This is a genomic window from Stenotrophomonas sp. STEN046 (assembly GCF_056759755.1).
This window is the reverse complement of record NZ_JBRRDR010000015.1, coordinates 35,559-51,414: the sequence shown is the minus strand read 5'-3', so window position 1 is coordinate 51,414 and position 15,856 is coordinate 35,559. Positions and strand designations below refer to the sequence as shown.

Here is a 15,856-nt window from a genome sequence, read left to right as displayed (position 1 = left end):
GGGAAGTGAAATCAGGCGACGCGTGCGTCTTCGTGTTCGGCGCGCAGCTCAACCGCCGCTGCCACCAACGCCTGCAGCGCGGCCCTGGTTTCCGGCCAGCCACGGGTCTTCAGGCCGCAGTCCGGGTTCACCCACAGCTGTTCCGGCTTCAGCACGGCCAGTGCCTTGCGCAGCAGGTCGACCATCTCGGCCTTGTCCGGTACGCGCGGCGAATGGATGTCATACACGCCCGGTCCAATCTCGTTGGGGTAGTTGAACTTCACGAAGGCATCCAGCAGCTCCATGCGCGATCGCGAGGTTTCGATCGAGATCACATCGGCGTCCATGGCCGCCACCGAGTGGATGATGTCGTTGAACTCGGAATAGCACATATGGGTGTGGATCTGGGTGGCATCGCGCACGCTGCTGGTGCTGATGCGGAACGATTCCACCGCCCAGTCCAGGTAGGCGCGCCACTGCGCCCGTCGCAGCGGCAGACCCTCGCGGATGGCCGGTTCGTCCACCTGGATCACGCCGATGCCAGCGGCTTCCAGATCATGCACTTCATCGCGCAGCGCCAGTGCGATCTGCCGGCAGGTGACGTCGCGCTCCTGGTCATCGCGCACGAACGACCACTGCAATACGGTCACCGGCCCGGTCAGCATGCCCTTCATCGGCTTGCTGGTAAGCGATTGTGCGTAGCTGGACCAGCGCACTGTCATCGGTTGCGGGCGGCTGACATCGCCGAAGATCACCGGCGGCTTCACGCAGCGCGAGCCATAGCTCTGCACCCAGCCGTTGCCGGTGAAGGCGAAGCCCTCCAGCTGCTCGCCGAAGTACTCGACCATGTCGTTGCGCTCGAACTCGCCATGCACCAGCACGTCCAGGCCCAGCTCTTCCTGCACGCGTACCGCATGGGCGGTCTGCTGTTCGAGGAACGCCTCGTACTCGGCCAGGCCGAGCTTGCCGGACTTGTGCTTCGCGCGCGCCTCGCGCACGTCCAGTGTCTGCGGGAACGAGCCGATGGTGGTAGTCGGCAGCAGCGGCAGCTGCAATGCGGCGTGCTGCGCGGCGCGCCGCTGCGGGTACGCACTGTGGCGCTGGGAATCGGCAGTGGTCAGCGCGGCAAGGCGCGCGGCCACGGCCGGGTTGTGCACCCGCGGCGAACGGCGGCGGCCCTCCAGCGCGGTGCGGTTGCTGGCAAGGCCGGCCTCGGCGTCGGCCTTGCCATCCAGTGCATCGGCCAGCAGGCGCAGTTCCTGCAGCTTCTGCGTGGAGAACGCCAGCCAGCCCTTCAGCTCGTCGTCCAGCTTTTTTTCCAGCGACAGGTCCACCGGGGTGTGCAGCAGCGAGCACGACGGTGCCAGCCACAGCTTGTTGGCGCCCCGGTTGACCTGGGCAAAGCGGGCCAGGATCAGGGCGTTGTCCAGATGCGTGCGCCAGATGTTGCGTCCATTGACCAGGCCGGCCGACAGCACGCGGTCGGCCGGCAACGCCTTGAGCAGTGCATCGAGCTGTTCCGGTGCGCGTACCAGGTCCACATGCAGGCCATCCACCGGCAGGCTGGCCGCCAACGCCAGGTTGTCATCCAGTGCGCCGAAATAGGTGGCCACCAGCAGCTTCGGGCGCTTGCCAGCGGACAGCACCGCGTAGGCGTTGTCATAGGCGGTGCGCGCGTCGGTACTGATGTCCTGCACCAGCAGCGGTTCGTCCAGCTGCACCCAGTCAGCGCCGGCATCGGACAGCTTGCCCAGCAGCTCGGCATACACCGGCAGCAGGGCATCCAGCAGGTCCAGCGCGTTGCTGCCATCGGTGGTCTTGGACAGCAGCAGGAAACTGACCGGCCCCAGCAGTACCGGGCGGGTATGGATGCCCAGCGCTGTGGCTTCGGCAAATTCGGCCAGCGGCTTGTCGCCGCGCAGCGCGAACACCTGGCCGGCCTGCAGTTCCGGGACCAGATAGTGGTAGTTGGTGTCGAACCACTTGGTCATTTCCAGCGCGCGCAGGTCAACGCCATCGCGCTGCAGGCCGCGCGCGGTGGCGAAGTAGGCGGCCAGCGGATCGCGCTCGGCCAGCGCACGGTAGCGCTGCGGAATGGCATCGAACAGCCAGGCGGTGTCGAGTACCTGGTCGTAGAGGCTGAAGTCGTTGCTCGGCGGTACATCGACGCCGGCCTCGATCTGCAGCTGCCAGTGCCGGGCACGCAGCCCGCTGGCGGTGGCCAGCAGGGTGGCGGCATCGTCTTGGCCGGCCCAGTGGCGTTCGAGCGCCCGCTTCAGTTCGCGCTTGGCGCCGATGCGGGGGAAACCCAGGTTGGTAACAGTGGTCATTGCAGCGTGTCCTCATTGCATATCGGCATTGAGGAACGAAGGAACTGCCCGGCGACGCGTGCCGTTGCCGGCCCACGGGCGCCTTGCCAGCGACCTTCGCCCCCGCGGGCGAACCGGATGCCGTGAAAAGGGCGCACGTGACCACACACCCCGCATGCGCAGGACGACAGTGGCCCCGGCAACCTCCCCGCGGAGATTCCAGGTCGAATCGGGGGACGGTCGTGTCCCCCGGCCGGGGCCGGTATTCGGGCTGATGGACACGGGCCGGTTGGCCCACCTAGTACCTGCCGCTTCCCAGGCGCGAGCCCAGTGCTGTTGGCAGGATTCGTTTCCATTCACCGCTGCGGGGCAGCTCCGGAATGGGCGCGCGAGGCGCCTTCACCGGATTCCCGTTTAAATCCATCCCTTCATGCGAATGAAGCGATGGATACCTTCGGCGTGCACAAGGTAGGCCGCTGTGGCCGTCCGGTCAAGGGCCCGTATCACAGTGCAGGGGTGTGGCTCGCTTCTCAGGCTGTGAGAGCGTCTCTTGCGATACTGCACATCGACAGACGGGAGGTGGCTCGTGGCGGCGAAGTACTGCGATCTGGTCATGAAGGGCGGCATCACCAGCGGCATCGTGTATCCCAATGCGGTGCTCGCGCTGGCCCGCGAGTACCGCTTCAAAAGCATCGGCGGCACCTCGGCCGGTGCCATTGCCGCGGCGGTGGCGGCGGCAGCGGCCTATGGCGACCGTCGCCAGCAGGCCGGCGAGGCGCTGGCCGGCGATGCCGGTTATGGCGGGCTGTCGGCGGTATCGGCGCAGCTGTCGCAGCGTGGCTTCATCTACCGGCTGTTCCAGCCGGCACGTGGCGCACGGGCGGCCTATCGACTGCTGGTGGTGCTGACCGGCAATGCCGGCTGGCCGCGCAAGTTGCTGTGCCTGGCCATTGCGGTGTTCGAGATCGCGCCGCTGGAGGTGCTGGTGTCGCTGGCATTGCTGCTGGGGCTGGGCTGGTGGGGCGGTGGCTGGAGCGGGGTCGCAGCAACGCTGCTGCCGTCGCTGCTGTGCGCCTACGGCGCCGGCGTGGCCGGTGCCGCGCTGCGGGTAGCGCGGGTGGCGCGCCGCAATCTGCTGGGCCTGTGCAGCGGCCTGGGCGGCGACCCGGAAAAGCCCGCGCTCACCGAATGGTTGCATGACAGCCTGCAGCGGCTGGCCGGCAAGTCGCTGGACGCTCCGCTCACGTTCGCCGACCTGCATGACGCGCCGCGCTATGCCGGCGAGCCGGACAGTCCGCATGCGATCACGCTGCAGATGATTACCAGCTGTGTGTCGCACAACGAACCGCGCACACTGCCGCTGGGCGGCGCGCAGTTCTGGTTCCTGCGCGAGGAGTTCGCGCAGCTGTTCCCGCCCTGCGTGGTGCAGTGGCTGGTCGACCACGCCGGCCCGCCGCGTGAGGTGGAAGGCCGCAACTACTACCATCTGCCGCAGGGACCGCAGTTGCCGGTACTGGTGGCTACCCGGATGAGCCTGAGCTTCCCGTTGCTGATCAGCGCGGTGCCGTTGCACGAACCGTCGCGGCGTGAGCGTCGTTGCGAGCCGTCTGCGGCCGCACCGGACCAGGAACACAACGTGGCAGACAGCATGGAAGGGCTGACCAGCGCGGGGCAATCGTGTGGACCGGTGATTACGGCATTCCGCATCTGCTGGTTCTCCGACGGTGGCATCAGCAGCAACTTCCCGATCCACCTGTTCGATGCGGCGATGCCGCGCTGGCCGACCTTTGCGATCAACCTGGTGTACCCGCAGCATGCCGAGGATGTGAGCCACGGTGCGGTCGGGCGCCAGGCGCTGGAGCGCGCGGTGTTCCTGCCCACCGAGAACCGCCATGGCTGGCAGCGCCACTACCAGTCCATCGCCACGCCGCTGGCGGCGGGCGAGCTGGGCCGCTTCCTGTTCGCGGTGGTAGCGACCATGCAGAACTGGCGTGACCTGCTGCAGGCACGCGCGCCCGGCTACCGCGACCGCATCGTGCACGTCAGCCTGCAGGGCGACGAGGGCGGCATGAACCTGGACATGCCGCAGGAAGTGCTGACCCGCATCGCTGACAAGGGCAGCCTGGCCGGTGCCCGCTTCTGTTCGTTCTCGTTCGAGAACCACTACTGGATACGCTGGCGGAACCTGGCCTCGGCCTACCAGCGCTACACGCTGGAGGTATCGCGTACCGATGATCCGGCACAGCAGGTGCTGGCCTATCGCGCGGCCTATTCGATGGTGGCGACCGGTGAACCACCGCCGCCGTCTTACAAGCTGGGCTCGGAAGACAAGCGATTGGCCTCGCAGCAGTTGTGGGGGCTGATGGTGGAACAGGGCCGCAGCTGGGATGACCTTGGCCCCGACCTGACCGATGGTGCGCCGCGGCCGCTGCCGCAGATGAAGGTGACGCCGATCTATTGATCGCCGGCCAGCGCCGCGCTCGCCGGGCATGGCCCGGCGCTACCGCCGGCTACCGCCGGCTACCGCCGGCTACCGCCACGGCTCCACCACTGCATCACCCCGCAGTGGCGCATATAGAGGCAGCGTCAGCTCCTGCTTCACCCAGCCCGGATTGAGTGCACGCAACCCCGCCAGATACTCCCGCGCCAACGCTGTATCGCCCTGCCGCATCGCCAGGCGCGCGGCACGCGCCCAGGTGCGGTCCCAGCCGTGCGCCAGCGACAACGAAGTCGCCAGCGCTGCGCGCGCGCCTGCCACATCGCCCTTCTCCCAACGCTGTTCGGCGCGGATGATCGCCTCATTGGACAGGCGCATGTCGTGCAGCTCGCGCAGCCTTGCCACCGCATGTGGATCGGCGTCCACGCGCAGGTCGGTGTCCTGCCAGTCGCCTCCGGGCGTGCGTACCAGCAGCGCCGCCGACCATTGCCCGCTACGCTGACCGCCTGCGGCCTGCCCTGCCTCCAGCGCAGCCAGCAGGCGGGCGGCCAATGCACCCTGCGAGGCAGCGAAGGTGCGCTGCATCGCGGCCAGCACCTCCGGCCCAGCCAGGCCATTGCCCTGCACGCTCGACATACCCTCACCGTGTGCACCGGCCCATCCCGCCTGCTGCGCGGAGGCTCCGGTGTACTGCGCATTGCCGCCGCGTGCGCTGACCACCCCTGCCTGGCGCTCGGCGATGGTGGTGCCATCAAAGTCACCGTCTTCGTCCAGCAGCTGCTTGAGCACCTGTGCAGGCGTGCGTCCCTTGGCCAGCAGCGCCAGGCCTTTCGTGCCGTAGGTGGGGTTGGTCTCGAACTGGCTGGCGACCGCGCCCACCTTCGCCTGCGCCCACGGCACACCGACGCCACCCACGGCCAGGTTGTGAGTGGCCACGGCAACACCGCAGTCGCCGGTCTCGTTGCACGCGGCGATGGAGAAGGTCGCCCACGCGGGCGTCGCGACGGCAGCAAGCAACAGGGCCAGACAGGGGCGCAGCAGGGACATGGCCATCTCCAGGGCAGGCATTGCAATGAGATGCAGCCTGCGCACGAAAGGTTTAGTAGATCCACGCCATGCGTGGATGAACGCTCATCGGAATCGAATATTCCGACGATTGAACCAGGAGCAGCCGAGCACGGGCTCGGTTCTACAACAGGCCGCGCAGCCCTGCCGAAACTCCACCCCTACCGCCCCGGCAACTGCGCGAACGCGCGCTGCATGCAGTCTTCGCGTGGGCACACCCGGCAACCGGGCCCGATCGACACCGAATTGCCCGGGCTCTGCACATCCAGGCCCAGCGAATACACCAAGCGCTCGGCGTGCTGCAGGTCGCAGCCCAAGGCCACCGCGAAGGTCTTGCGCGGTTGGCCGTGGCCCACCGGACCGCTGCTGACCTGCCGCGCCAGCCAGAAATGGCGGCGGCCATCGGGCATGCGCGCGGTCTGGGTGAGGATGCGGCCGGGCTGGTTGAAGGCCTCGTAGACGATCCACAGCGGGCACGAGCCGCCGACCTGCGAGAAGTGGAAATCGGTGGCCGAGTGGCGCTTGGACACGTTGCCGGCGCGGTCCACGCGGATGAAGAAGAACGGCAGCCCCGGCGCGCTGCGGCGCGCCAGCGTGCTCAGCCGATGGCAGACCGCCTCGAAGCCGACGCCGAACTGGTGCGCCAGCAGCTCGATGTCGTAGCTGCTGGACTCGGCCGCGCGCAGGAAGCGCAGGTACGGCATCACCAGCGCGCCTGCAAAGTAGTTCGACATGCCGATGCGCGCCTGCGCGATGCGCGCGTCATCGTGGAAGCCTGCACGCGCGATGACCGCATCGATCTGCGGCAGGTAACCGCGCAACGCCAGCTCGGCGGCCATCTGGAAGGCCTGCTGGCCGGTTTCCAGATAGTCGGGCAACCACAGCGTGCGGCTGCCTGCGTCGTACTGGCGCTTCTCGCGCCCGGCCTGCAGCGCGGCCACCTGCACCATCACGCCATGGCGGTCGGCCAGCAGCTGGCGCAGGCGCGGCGCCACATGCCCCGGCGACAGCCCCCACTCGGCGAACAGCTGTTCGGCCAGCTCGTCCAGTTCGGGAATGTGGTTGTGCATGCGGTTGAAGAACTCGCGTACCTGGTCGCCGGCCGGCAGGGTGCTGCCGGCGCCGGGTTCGCCGAGCTGGAATTCCAGCGCGGCCGCGTGCTCGCGCAGGGCCAGGTGGCGGCGATGCAGATCCAGCAGCGCGCGGCTGACCTGCGGCAGGTTGCCGGCCAGCGCGCGCAGTTCGGTGGCGCTCACCTCCGCCAAGCCCAGGTCGCGCAGCGTCTCGCCCAGCGCTTCCTGCAGTGCCGCGGGCTCATCGTCGTCGAACAGGGAGGAAACATCGCCGAGTATCTGGCCCAGCTTCTTCTGCACGGCCGGGGTCAGTGGGCGCTTGTTGCGCTCGATCTGGTTCAGGTAGCTGGCCGACAGACCGAGCGCCTGTGCCAAGGCCGCTTGGCTGTAACCGCGCTGCTCGCGCAGCCGCAGCAGGCGCAGACCAAGTTGCCGCTGGGGAGCTGAATAATTCACAGAATTAACAGGAATCGTCTGGCGTGTTGGCCAGATTAAGCGGATTCAGCCCGGAAATCGAGGCGCGCGCTGTGAATAATGCCAAGCATCTTTCGCACCCCGTGGGAATGTCGTCATGTCTGTTGCAGCGCCCCGTATCCGCATGCTGATCGATGGCCAGTTCGTTGAATCGGCCACCTCCCACTGGCAGGACGTGATCAATCCGGCCACCCAGGACGTGCTGGCCCAGGTGCCGTTCGCCACCACCGGCGAAGTGGACGCTGCCGTGGCCGCCGCCAAGGAAGCCTTCAAGACCTGGCGCAAGACCCCGATCGGCACCCGTGCGCGCATCTTCCTGAAGTACCAGCAGTTGATCCGCGAGAACATGAGCGAGCTGGCGCACATCCTCACCGCCGAACAGGGCAAGACCCTGCCCGACGCCGAAGGCGATGTGTTCCGTGGCCTGGAAGTGGTCGAGCACGCCGCCGCCATCGGCAACCTGCAGCTGGGCGAAGTGGCCAACAACGTGGCCAACGGCGTGGACACCTATTCGATCATGCAGCCGCTGGGTGTGTGCGCGGGCATCACCCCGTTCAACTTCCCGGCGATGATCCCGCTGTGGATGTTCCCGATGGCGATTGCAACGGGCAACACCTTCATCCTCAAGCCGTCCGAGCAGGACCCGATGGTGACCATGCGCCTGGTCGAGCTTGCGCTGGAAGCAGGCATTCCCAAGGGTGTGCTGAACGTCGTGCACGGTGGCGAGGAAGTGGTCAACGCGATCTGCGACCACCCGGACATCAAGGCGGTTTCGTTCGTGGGTTCGACCCGTGTCGGCACCCACGTCTACAACCGCGCCTCGCTGGCCGGCAAGCGCGTGCAGTGCATGATGGGCGCCAAGAACCACGCCGTGGTGCTGCCGGACGCCAACAAGGAACAGACCCTCAACGCAATGGTTGGTGCCGCCTTCGGTGCCGCTGGCCAGCGCTGCATGGCGGCCTCCACGCTGGTGCTGGTTGGTGAAGCGCGCGGCTGGGTGCAGGATCTGGTGGCCAAGGCAAAGACGCTGAAGGTCAGCGCTGGCACCGTGGCCGGCACTGACGTTGGCCCGGTCATTTCCTGCAGTGCCCGCGAGCGCGTGGAAGGCCTGATCGCTTCGGGTGTGGAGCAGGGCGCCAAGCTGGTGCTGGATGGCCGCACGCCGCAGGTCGATGGTTTCGAGAAGGGCAACTTCGTCGGCCCGACCATCTTTGCCGGTGTCACCACCGACATGCGCATCTACCAGGAAGAAATCTTCGGGCCGGTGCTGGTCATCCTCGAAGCAGAAACGCTGGATGAGGCCATCGCCATGGTCAACAGCAACCCGAACGGCAACGGCACCGCGCTGTTCACCCAGTCGGGCGCCGCTGCACGCCGTTTCCAGGAAGACATCGATGTCGGCCAGGTCGGCATCAACGTGCCGATTCCGGTGCCGGTGCCGCTGTTCTCGTTCACCGGTTCGCGCGCGTCCAAGCTGGGCGACCTCGGCCCGTACGGCAAGCAGGTGGTGCTGTTCTACACCCAGACCAAGACCGTCACCGCGCGCTGGTTCGACGATGAGACGCTGAGCCACGGCGTCAACACCACGATCAGCCTGAAGTAAGCAGGGAGCAGCCATGAGCCACTCGATGACGACGGAACAGGACGAAGCGCAGCAGGCGTACCGCGAAGCGGCGCGCGACTTCGCACAGGCCGAACTGGCGCCGCACGCCGCGCGATGGGATGCGGAGGGCATCTTTCCGCGCGAGGCGATCGCCAAGGCCGGTGAACTGGGCTTCTGCGGTCTGTACATGGACCCGGAAGTCGGCGGCAGCGGCCTGAGCCGACTGGACGCCGCCGTCGTCATCGAGGAGCTCGCCAACGTCGATCCGTCGACGGCGGCGTACATCAGCATCCACAACATGGCTTCGTGGATGGTGTCCAAGTGGGGCCAGCCGGCGCTGCGCGATGAATGGGGAACCGACCTGTCCTCGGGCAGCAAGCTGGCCTCGTACTGCCTGACTGAACCGGGTGCCGGTTCCGATGCGGCATCGCTGAAGACCACCGCCGTGCGCGATGGCGATCATTACGTGCTGAACGGTTCCAAGGCCTTCATCTCCGGCGCCGGTGCCACTGAACTGCTGGTGGTGATGGCGCGCACCGGTGGCGCCGGTGCGGGCGGTGTCAGCGCCATCGCGGTGCCGGCCGACCTGCCGGGCATCAGCTTCGGCCGCAAGGAAGAGAAGATGGGCTGGAACAGCCAGCCCACCCGTGGCATCACCTTCGAAAACGTCCGCGTGCCGGTCAGCCACCTTCTGGGAGAGGAAGGCGGCGGCTTCAAGCTGGCGATGAAGGGGCTGGACGGCGGCCGCATCAACATTGCCGCCTGCTCGCTGGGTGCCGCCCAGGGCGCGCTGGATGCCGCACGCCGCTACATGGGCGAGCGCCGTCAGTTCGGCAAGACCCTGTCCGAATTCCAGGCGCTGCAGTTCAAGCTGGCCGACATGGCCATCGATCTGGTCGCCGCGCGGCAGATGGTGCACACCGCCGCACGCAAGCTCGATGCCGGCGCCAGCGATGCCAACGTGTGGTGCGCGATGGCCAAGCGCTTCGCCACCGATGCCGGCTTCAACATCTGCAACGAAGCGCTGCAGATCCACGGCGGCTACGGCTACATCCGCGAATACCCGATCGAACGCCTGCTGCGCGATTCGCGCGTGCACCAGATCCTGGAAGGCACCAACGAGATCATGCGGGTGATCGTTGCCCGTCACCTGCTCAACACCGAAGAGGAACTGCGATGAAGGATTGGCGTACCCAGCAGCACGAAGGCCTGAAGGTCGAGGCCGATGGCCACACCGCGGTCATCACCCTGCACAACCCGCCGGCGCATACCTGGACCGTGCACAGCCTGTCGGCGCTGCGCGACCTGGTGGGCGCGCTCAATGCAGACCGTGACATCTACGCGCTGGTGATCACCGGCGATGGCGAGAAGTTCTTCTCTGCCGGCGCCGACCTCAACCAGTTCGCCTCCGGTGACAAGGCCGCTGCACGCGAGGCGGCGCGCCGTTTCGGTGAAGCCTTCGAAGCGCTGTCCGGCTTCCGCGGCGTGTCGATCGCCGCCATCAACGGCTATGCGATGGGCGGTGGCCTGGAATGTGCGTTGGCCTGCGACCTGCGCATCATTGAAGAGCACGCCCAGGTGGCGTTGCCGGAAGCGACCGTCGGCCTGCTGCCGTGCGCCGGTGGTACCCAGAACCTGCCGCGCCTGGTGGGCGAGGGCTGGGCGAAGCGCATGATCCTGCTCGGCGAGCGCATCAATGCTGAAACCGCCGTGCGGATTGGGCTTGCCGAGGAGAAGGTCGGCAAGGGCGAAGCCAAGGCACTGGCGCTGGAATGGGCGGCCAAGGCCGGCAAGCAGAGCCCGACCAGCATCGCCGCCTGCAAGACCCTGGTGCAGTCCACCCGCAGCGGCACCCATGCCTCGGCGCTGGTGGCCGAGCGCGAAGCCTTCGTCGACCTGTTCGACACCGCCGACCAGGTGGAGGGCGTGAGCGCCTTCCTGGAAAAGCGCGCCGCGCAGTGGAAGAACGCATGACCGCCGACACCGTTGCCGATGACGCACCGGTGCTGTTCGAAGAGCGCGTGGCCGGCAATGGCACGCGCATCGGCATCGCCACGCTCAACGCGCCGCGCACGCTCAATGGTTTTTCGCTGCCGATGGCGCACCTGCTGCTGCAGCAGCTGTCGACCTGGGCCGACGACGATGGCATCGCCCTGGTGGTACTGCAGGGCGCCGGTGAAAAGGCGTTCTGCGCCGGCGGTGACCTGCACAGCCTGTACCAGAGCATGCGCGCCTTCCGCGAGGGCGGCCGCAGCGACATCCGCGAGAACGACTACGCCGCCGAGTTCTTCGACGTCGAATACCGCGTCGACTACCTCATCCACACCTACGCCAAGCCGATCCTGTGCTGGGGCCACGGCATCGTGATGGGCGGTGGCATCGGCCTGATGTCCGGTGCCAGCCATCGTGTGGTCAGCGAGCGTTCCAAGCTGGCCTTCCCGGAAATCACCGTCGGCCTGTTCCCGGACGTGGGTGGCAGCTGGCTGCTGCCGCGCGTGCCGGGCAATGGTGGCCTGTTCCTGGCACTGACCGGCGCGCTGCTCAACCCGGGCGATGCGATCTACGCGGGCCTGGCAGATGTGCACGTCGCCGAAGAGCGGCGCAGCGCGGTGTTCGATGCGCTGCTGCAGGTGGCCTGGTCGGCCGATGCGGCACGCAACCACGAGCGGTTGTCGCAGCTGCTGCTGTCGTTCGCCAGCGATGCCATCACCGGCCCGCTGCTGGCCAATGCGGCGACGGTCGATGCGCTGTGCGAAGGCGATGACCTTGCCGCGATCGTTGAACGCATCGCTACCCTGCAGACCGATGACGCCTGGCTGCAGGCCGCACAGAAGACGCTTGCAGCCGGCGCCCCGGGTTCGGCACGGCTGGCCTTCGAACTGCAGCGGCGCACGGATGGCCAGGATCTGGCCAGCATCTACCGGCTGGAGTACATCACTGCCCTGCATTGCGCCGCGCACGGCGATTTCGCCGAAGGCATCCGCGCGCTGTTGATCGACAAGGATCGCACTCCTTCGTGGAATCCGCCCACCCTGGCCGATGCCAGCGCTGCGTGGGCCGATACCTTCTTCGCATCCCCCTGGGCCACAGCCGCGCATCCGCTGGCCGACCTGGGCACCCCCAACGTTGAAAGGAACCTGGCATGAGCCGCATTGCATTCATTGGGTTGGGCAACATGGGCGGCCCGATGGCCGCCAACCTGGTCAAGAACGGCCACAGCGTGCGCGTGTTCGATCTGGTACCGGCCGCAGTGCAGGCCGCCGTCGATGCCGGCGCCAGCGCCGCGGCAACGGCACGCGAAACCCTGGCCGATGCCGAAGTGGTGATCTCGATGCTGCCGGCCAGCCGCCACGTCGAAGGCGTGTACCTGGGCGATGACGGCATCCTTGCCGCGATTCCGGCCGGTGCACTGGTCATCGATTGCAGCACGATCGCGCCGGCCAGCGCGCGCAAGGTCTCTGAAGCCGCCGCCGCACGTGGCCTGCAGATGATCGACGCGCCCGTGTCCGGCGGCACCGCTGGCGCACAGGCCGGCACGCTGACCTTCATCGTCGGTGGCGAAGAAGATGCACTGGAGCGCGCGCGCCCGGTGCTGCAGGCGATGGGCAAGAACATCTTCCATGTGGGCGCCAGTGGCGCCGGCCAGGTCGCCAAGCTGTGCAACAACATGGCGCTGGGCGTGATCATGGCGGTGACCGGCGAGGCCATCGCGCTGGGCGTGGCGCACGGGCTGGACCCGAAGGTGCTGTCGCAGATGATGGCGGTCAGCACCGGCCGCAGCTGGGCCACCGAAGTGTGCAACCCGTGGCCGGGCGTGCTGGAAAATGCACCGGCCTCGCGTGGCTACAGCGGCGGCTTCGGCAGCGATCTGATGCTGAAGGACATGGGCCTGGCGGTGGAAGCGGCGATGAGTGTCGGCGCGTCGATTCCGCTGGGCGAAGTGGCGCGCAACCTGTACTCGATGAACCACCAGGCCGGCCGCGGCAAGCTGGATTTCTCCAGTGTCGTGCAGCTGATCACGAGCGAAAAGTAAGGCCTGGACATGTAGGGCCGAGCATGGACTCGGCGCTGCAGAAGCGAATGCGTCCCTGGCCATGTGCCGGGGCCCACCCGGGGTGGGATGGGCGGATGCACGGTTTCGACCGGCATCCGCTCATTTTTTTTGCCTCAGGCGACGATCAGCGTCACGTCGATGTTGCCGCGCGTGGCATTCGAGTACGGGCAGACGATGTGGGCCTTCTGCACCAGCTCTTCCACCTGCTCGCGCGGCACGCCCGGCACGTTGATGGTCAGCTCGGCTTCGATGCCGAAACCGGTCGGGATCTGGCCGATGCCGACCTTGCCGGTGACGGTGGTTTCTGCCGGCAGCGCGACCTTGGCCTGGCCGGCCACGAATTTCAGCGCGCCCAGGAAGCAGGCCGAGTAGCCAGCCGCAAACAGCTGTTCGGGGTTGGTGCCCGGACCGCCGGCGCCGCCCAGCTCACGCGGGGTCGACAGCTGGATGTCCAGCACGTTGTCGGACGAAACCGAACGGCCTTCACGGCCGCCGGTGGAGGTGGCCTGGGCGGTGTACAGAACCTTTTCGATGGACATCGTGATGCTCCTGGTCAGTGGGTGGGTGATTCGATGATGTCTACTGTGCCCGGATTCTGTGGATGATGGGTGACAACTCGTCCTGAAAATTTGACGAATCGTCCGCCCGGCCTAGATCGTCCATTCCCGGTCAGTGGTAAACATGATGGTCAGCCAGCGGTCCGGCGAGGATTCACCCAGTGCATCGCCGATCTCATCGCGCAGGTGGTCCCACTCCAGCAGTGGCCGCGGCGGATCGTCCTCGCGTACCACGAAGAACAGCTCGATCTGCTCGCCCCGGCCCACCTGCGCCACGTAACTGCGGTGCTCGACGAAGCCGTGCTTTGCAACGATGCTGCGCGCCACCGCATCCACATGCGCCTGCAGTTCCGGGGGGGTGACCAGCAGGATGCCGGCCAACGCCCGCCGTACCGTGCCCAACGGCGCAATCACCACCAGCACGCAGACGAAGGCGAGGATGGCCGGATCGATGTACGGCCCCACCCAGGCCAGCGAGGTGCCACGCACCAGCACGCCACCGAGGAACGCCACCAGATAGCAGGCCGACATGCTCGCGGCGATCACCCAGTTCTTCGCATCCAGCGCAATGAACTCCGAGCCGATGCGCCGGTTGGCACGCAGCACGAACCACGCCAGCGCACTTTCGGCCACGATCGACAGGCCGGCAAACAGGATCGCAGGCCCCAGCGCGATCTGGCGGCCACCGGACATCAGCGCATCCACGGCATTGACCAGCGCATACAGCGCCGCGCCGATCATCAACGTACCGCTCACCCCCAGCACGATCGGTTCCAGGTGCCAGAAGCCCATGGTGAAGCGCTGGTTGAGTCGCGACTGCAGCGCATCGGTCTGCGTGGACAGCGCGATCAATCGCGCGACCAGCAGCGACAACCAGGTCATCACCACGTCGATCAATCCGTAGATGCCGTCGAAGATGATCAGTGACGAGTTTGCCAGCAGGCCGAACACCACCGCCGCTGCCGCCAGCAGCAGCGAGCCGGCAATGGACAGGCGCAATACGCCCTGTTCGGTGTGTGTATCGAAGTAGCGTTCGGTAGTGGCAGGCATGCGGAATCCAGCAGGGAAAGCGCTGCGGCAGCAGCGCCACGCCATTCTATCCAGCCCACTGCACGCCACCGTGACTGCACCGGCGCAGGCCCTGGAAAAGTCACCAGACTGGTGACGGTTCAAAGATTGACGGGTGCACACCTCAAGCGTATCTTTTAAACCACGATGACATACAAGCCTCTGGCGACCGCCGGGGGCTTTTTGCGTTCATGCCGCCCGTCGGCACCGCGTCATCGTGCTTGCGGCCCTGCCAGTCCTGGTGGGGCCGTTTCTGTTTCCGCCCCGACCCTGCCCTTTTCGCGCCGTCCTTGAAGACAGCGTGCGGCGTAGCCGCGTGCGCAGGGTCGGGGCATCCACGATCCATCAACGAAGGAGGATTCGATGCCCCTGCTGACACTTGAGCAGTGCCGCATGCACTGCCGTATCGACGGCGACTACGACGACGCCATCCTGGGCGACCTGCTGGCAGCTGCGACCGACGCGGCGTCGGCCTACCTGCGGCGGGCGCTGTTTGCCGACCAGGCGGCACTGGACCTGGCGCTGGACCAGTTGCCGCAGGACATGGCGGCGGCGGTGACCGGGCACGATGCCGCGGTCGCCGCCGCCAATGCCGAGACCAACACGGCCAAGGCCAAGGCCATGCGCGACGTCGCTGATCGTCGCCTGGCCGTGGCCAGCGAACGCAGCACGCAGCTGCTGCAGGGACTGCCGGCCAACGACAGCATCCGCGCTGCGGTGCGCCTGCTGCTGGGCCACCTGTATGCGCATCGCGAGGCCGTGGTGGTTTCCACGCACGCCATCGACGTGCCGGTCGGCGTTGCCGCCATCGCGATGGAGCTGCCGTTCGGCGTCGCAGCGTTGCTTGACCCGTATCGTGCGGCGGCAACGCCATGAATGCCGGTCACTTCAATCGTCGCATCCGCATCGAGCGCCAGGATGGGCGCAACGATGCATGGGGCCAGCCGCTGGATACCTGGGTCGAGGTCACCCAGCTGTGGGCGGCCATCGCCGCCGAAACAGCCGACGGCGCAGCACGGGTGAAACTGGATAGCGGGCTGCCGGCGATGATCCGTCGGCAGCGCTTCCAGGTGCGCCTGGCGCCAGCGCAGCAAGCAGGCATCGGTGCCGGCATGCGCATCGTGCACGACGGCCACACCTTCGATATCACCGGTGTGGCGCCCGACCTTGGCACGCGACACACCGCCGTGCTGTTCACCGAACAGCTGGCTGCAACCGCCTGAGCGAGGACACTGCG

Annotated in this window: 13 protein-coding genes and 1 riboswitch; of the genes, 8 read left to right on the top strand and 5 right to left on the bottom strand. The window is 67.0% G+C overall.

What is annotated here, in order from left to right; translation table 11 throughout:
- Positions 1-11: 11 nt before the first annotated feature.
- Positions 12-2,309, bottom strand: a complete 2,298-nt coding sequence (metE, locus tag ACVOLJ_RS09520; protein ID WP_481564021.1) for a 5-methyltetrahydropteroyltriglutamate--homocysteine S-methyltransferase — start codon at positions 2,307-2,309, stop codon at positions 12-14.
- Positions 2,310-2,528: 219 nt separating this feature from the next.
- Positions 2,529-2,760: riboswitch (cobalamin riboswitch) on the bottom strand.
- A gap of 114 nt (positions 2,761-2,874) precedes the next feature.
- On the opposite strand from metE, the gene ACVOLJ_RS09515 reads away from it, so the two are divergent.
- Positions 2,875-4,749, top strand: a complete 1,875-nt coding sequence (locus tag ACVOLJ_RS09515; RefSeq protein ID WP_481564020.1) for an RpoH suppressor — start codon at positions 2,875-2,877, stop codon at positions 4,747-4,749.
- A 69-nt stretch (positions 4,750-4,818) separates the two neighbouring features.
- Here the strand turns inward: ACVOLJ_RS09515 and ACVOLJ_RS09510 are convergent, their stop codons facing one another.
- The gene (locus ACVOLJ_RS09510; RefSeq protein WP_481564019.1) at positions 4,819-5,772 is read right to left on the bottom strand and encodes a DUF1028 domain-containing protein; all 954 of its coding nucleotides are present in this window, start codon (positions 5,770-5,772) and stop codon (positions 4,819-4,821) included.
- 179 nt (positions 5,773-5,951) lie between these two features.
- Positions 5,952-7,319 carry a helix-turn-helix domain-containing protein gene (locus ACVOLJ_RS09505; protein WP_475280883.1) on the bottom strand — a complete coding sequence of 456 codons (1,368 nt, stop codon included), beginning with the start codon at positions 7,317-7,319 and terminating at the stop codon, positions 5,952-5,954.
- A gap of 115 nt (positions 7,320-7,434) precedes the next feature.
- On the opposite strand from ACVOLJ_RS09505, the gene ACVOLJ_RS09500 reads away from it, so the two are divergent.
- Genes ACVOLJ_RS09500 through mmsB form a run of 5 tightly spaced genes read left to right on the top strand, consistent with a single transcriptional unit; the run spans position 7,435 to position 12,973 of the window.
- Complete coding sequence (locus ACVOLJ_RS09500; RefSeq protein ID WP_475280884.1) at positions 7,435-8,940, top strand: CoA-acylating methylmalonate-semialdehyde dehydrogenase; 1,506 nt, start codon at positions 7,435-7,437, stop codon at positions 8,938-8,940.
- 25 nt (positions 8,941-8,965) lie between these two features.
- Entirely contained in the window at positions 8,966-10,120 is a 1,155-nt protein-coding gene (locus ACVOLJ_RS09495) for an acyl-CoA dehydrogenase family protein (RefSeq protein WP_481564018.1), read from the top strand.
- The gene (locus tag ACVOLJ_RS09490) at positions 10,117-10,914 is read left to right on the top strand and encodes an enoyl-CoA hydratase (RefSeq protein ID WP_475280886.1); all 798 of its coding nucleotides are present in this window, start codon (positions 10,117-10,119) and stop codon (positions 10,912-10,914) included. Before ACVOLJ_RS09495 ends, ACVOLJ_RS09490 begins: the two co-directional genes overlap by 4 nt.
- Entirely contained in the window at positions 10,911-12,086 is a 1,176-nt protein-coding gene (locus ACVOLJ_RS09485) for an enoyl-CoA hydratase/isomerase family protein (RefSeq protein ID WP_475280887.1), read from the top strand. The genes ACVOLJ_RS09490 and ACVOLJ_RS09485 overlap by 4 nt, the downstream gene beginning before the upstream one ends.
- A complete protein-coding gene (gene mmsB, locus ACVOLJ_RS09480; protein ID WP_475280888.1) occupies positions 12,083-12,973 on the top strand; it encodes a 3-hydroxyisobutyrate dehydrogenase in 891 nt (296 codons plus the stop codon). The genes ACVOLJ_RS09485 and mmsB overlap by 4 nt, the downstream gene beginning before the upstream one ends.
- Before the next feature lie 134 nt (positions 12,974-13,107).
- Here the strand turns inward: mmsB and ACVOLJ_RS09475 are convergent, their stop codons facing one another.
- Complete coding sequence (locus tag ACVOLJ_RS09475) at positions 13,108-13,533, bottom strand: organic hydroperoxide resistance protein (RefSeq protein WP_049438558.1); 426 nt, start codon at positions 13,531-13,533, stop codon at positions 13,108-13,110.
- A gap of 111 nt (positions 13,534-13,644) precedes the next feature.
- Positions 13,645-14,601, bottom strand: a complete 957-nt coding sequence (locus ACVOLJ_RS09470) for a cation diffusion facilitator family transporter (protein WP_475280889.1) — start codon at positions 14,599-14,601, stop codon at positions 13,645-13,647.
- Between the two features lie 381 nt (positions 14,602-14,982).
- Here ACVOLJ_RS09470 and ACVOLJ_RS09465 point away from each other — a divergent pair, with 381 nt between their 5' ends.
- Positions 14,983-15,495, top strand: a complete 513-nt coding sequence (locus ACVOLJ_RS09465) for a head-tail connector protein (protein ID WP_475280890.1) — start codon at positions 14,983-14,985, stop codon at positions 15,493-15,495.
- Positions 15,492-15,842, top strand: coding sequence for a head-tail adaptor protein (locus tag ACVOLJ_RS09460; protein WP_475280891.1), 351 nt, complete (start codon positions 15,492-15,494; stop codon positions 15,840-15,842). The genes ACVOLJ_RS09465 and ACVOLJ_RS09460 overlap by 4 nt, the downstream gene beginning before the upstream one ends.
- The last annotated feature ends 14 nt before the right edge of the window (positions 15,843-15,856 follow it).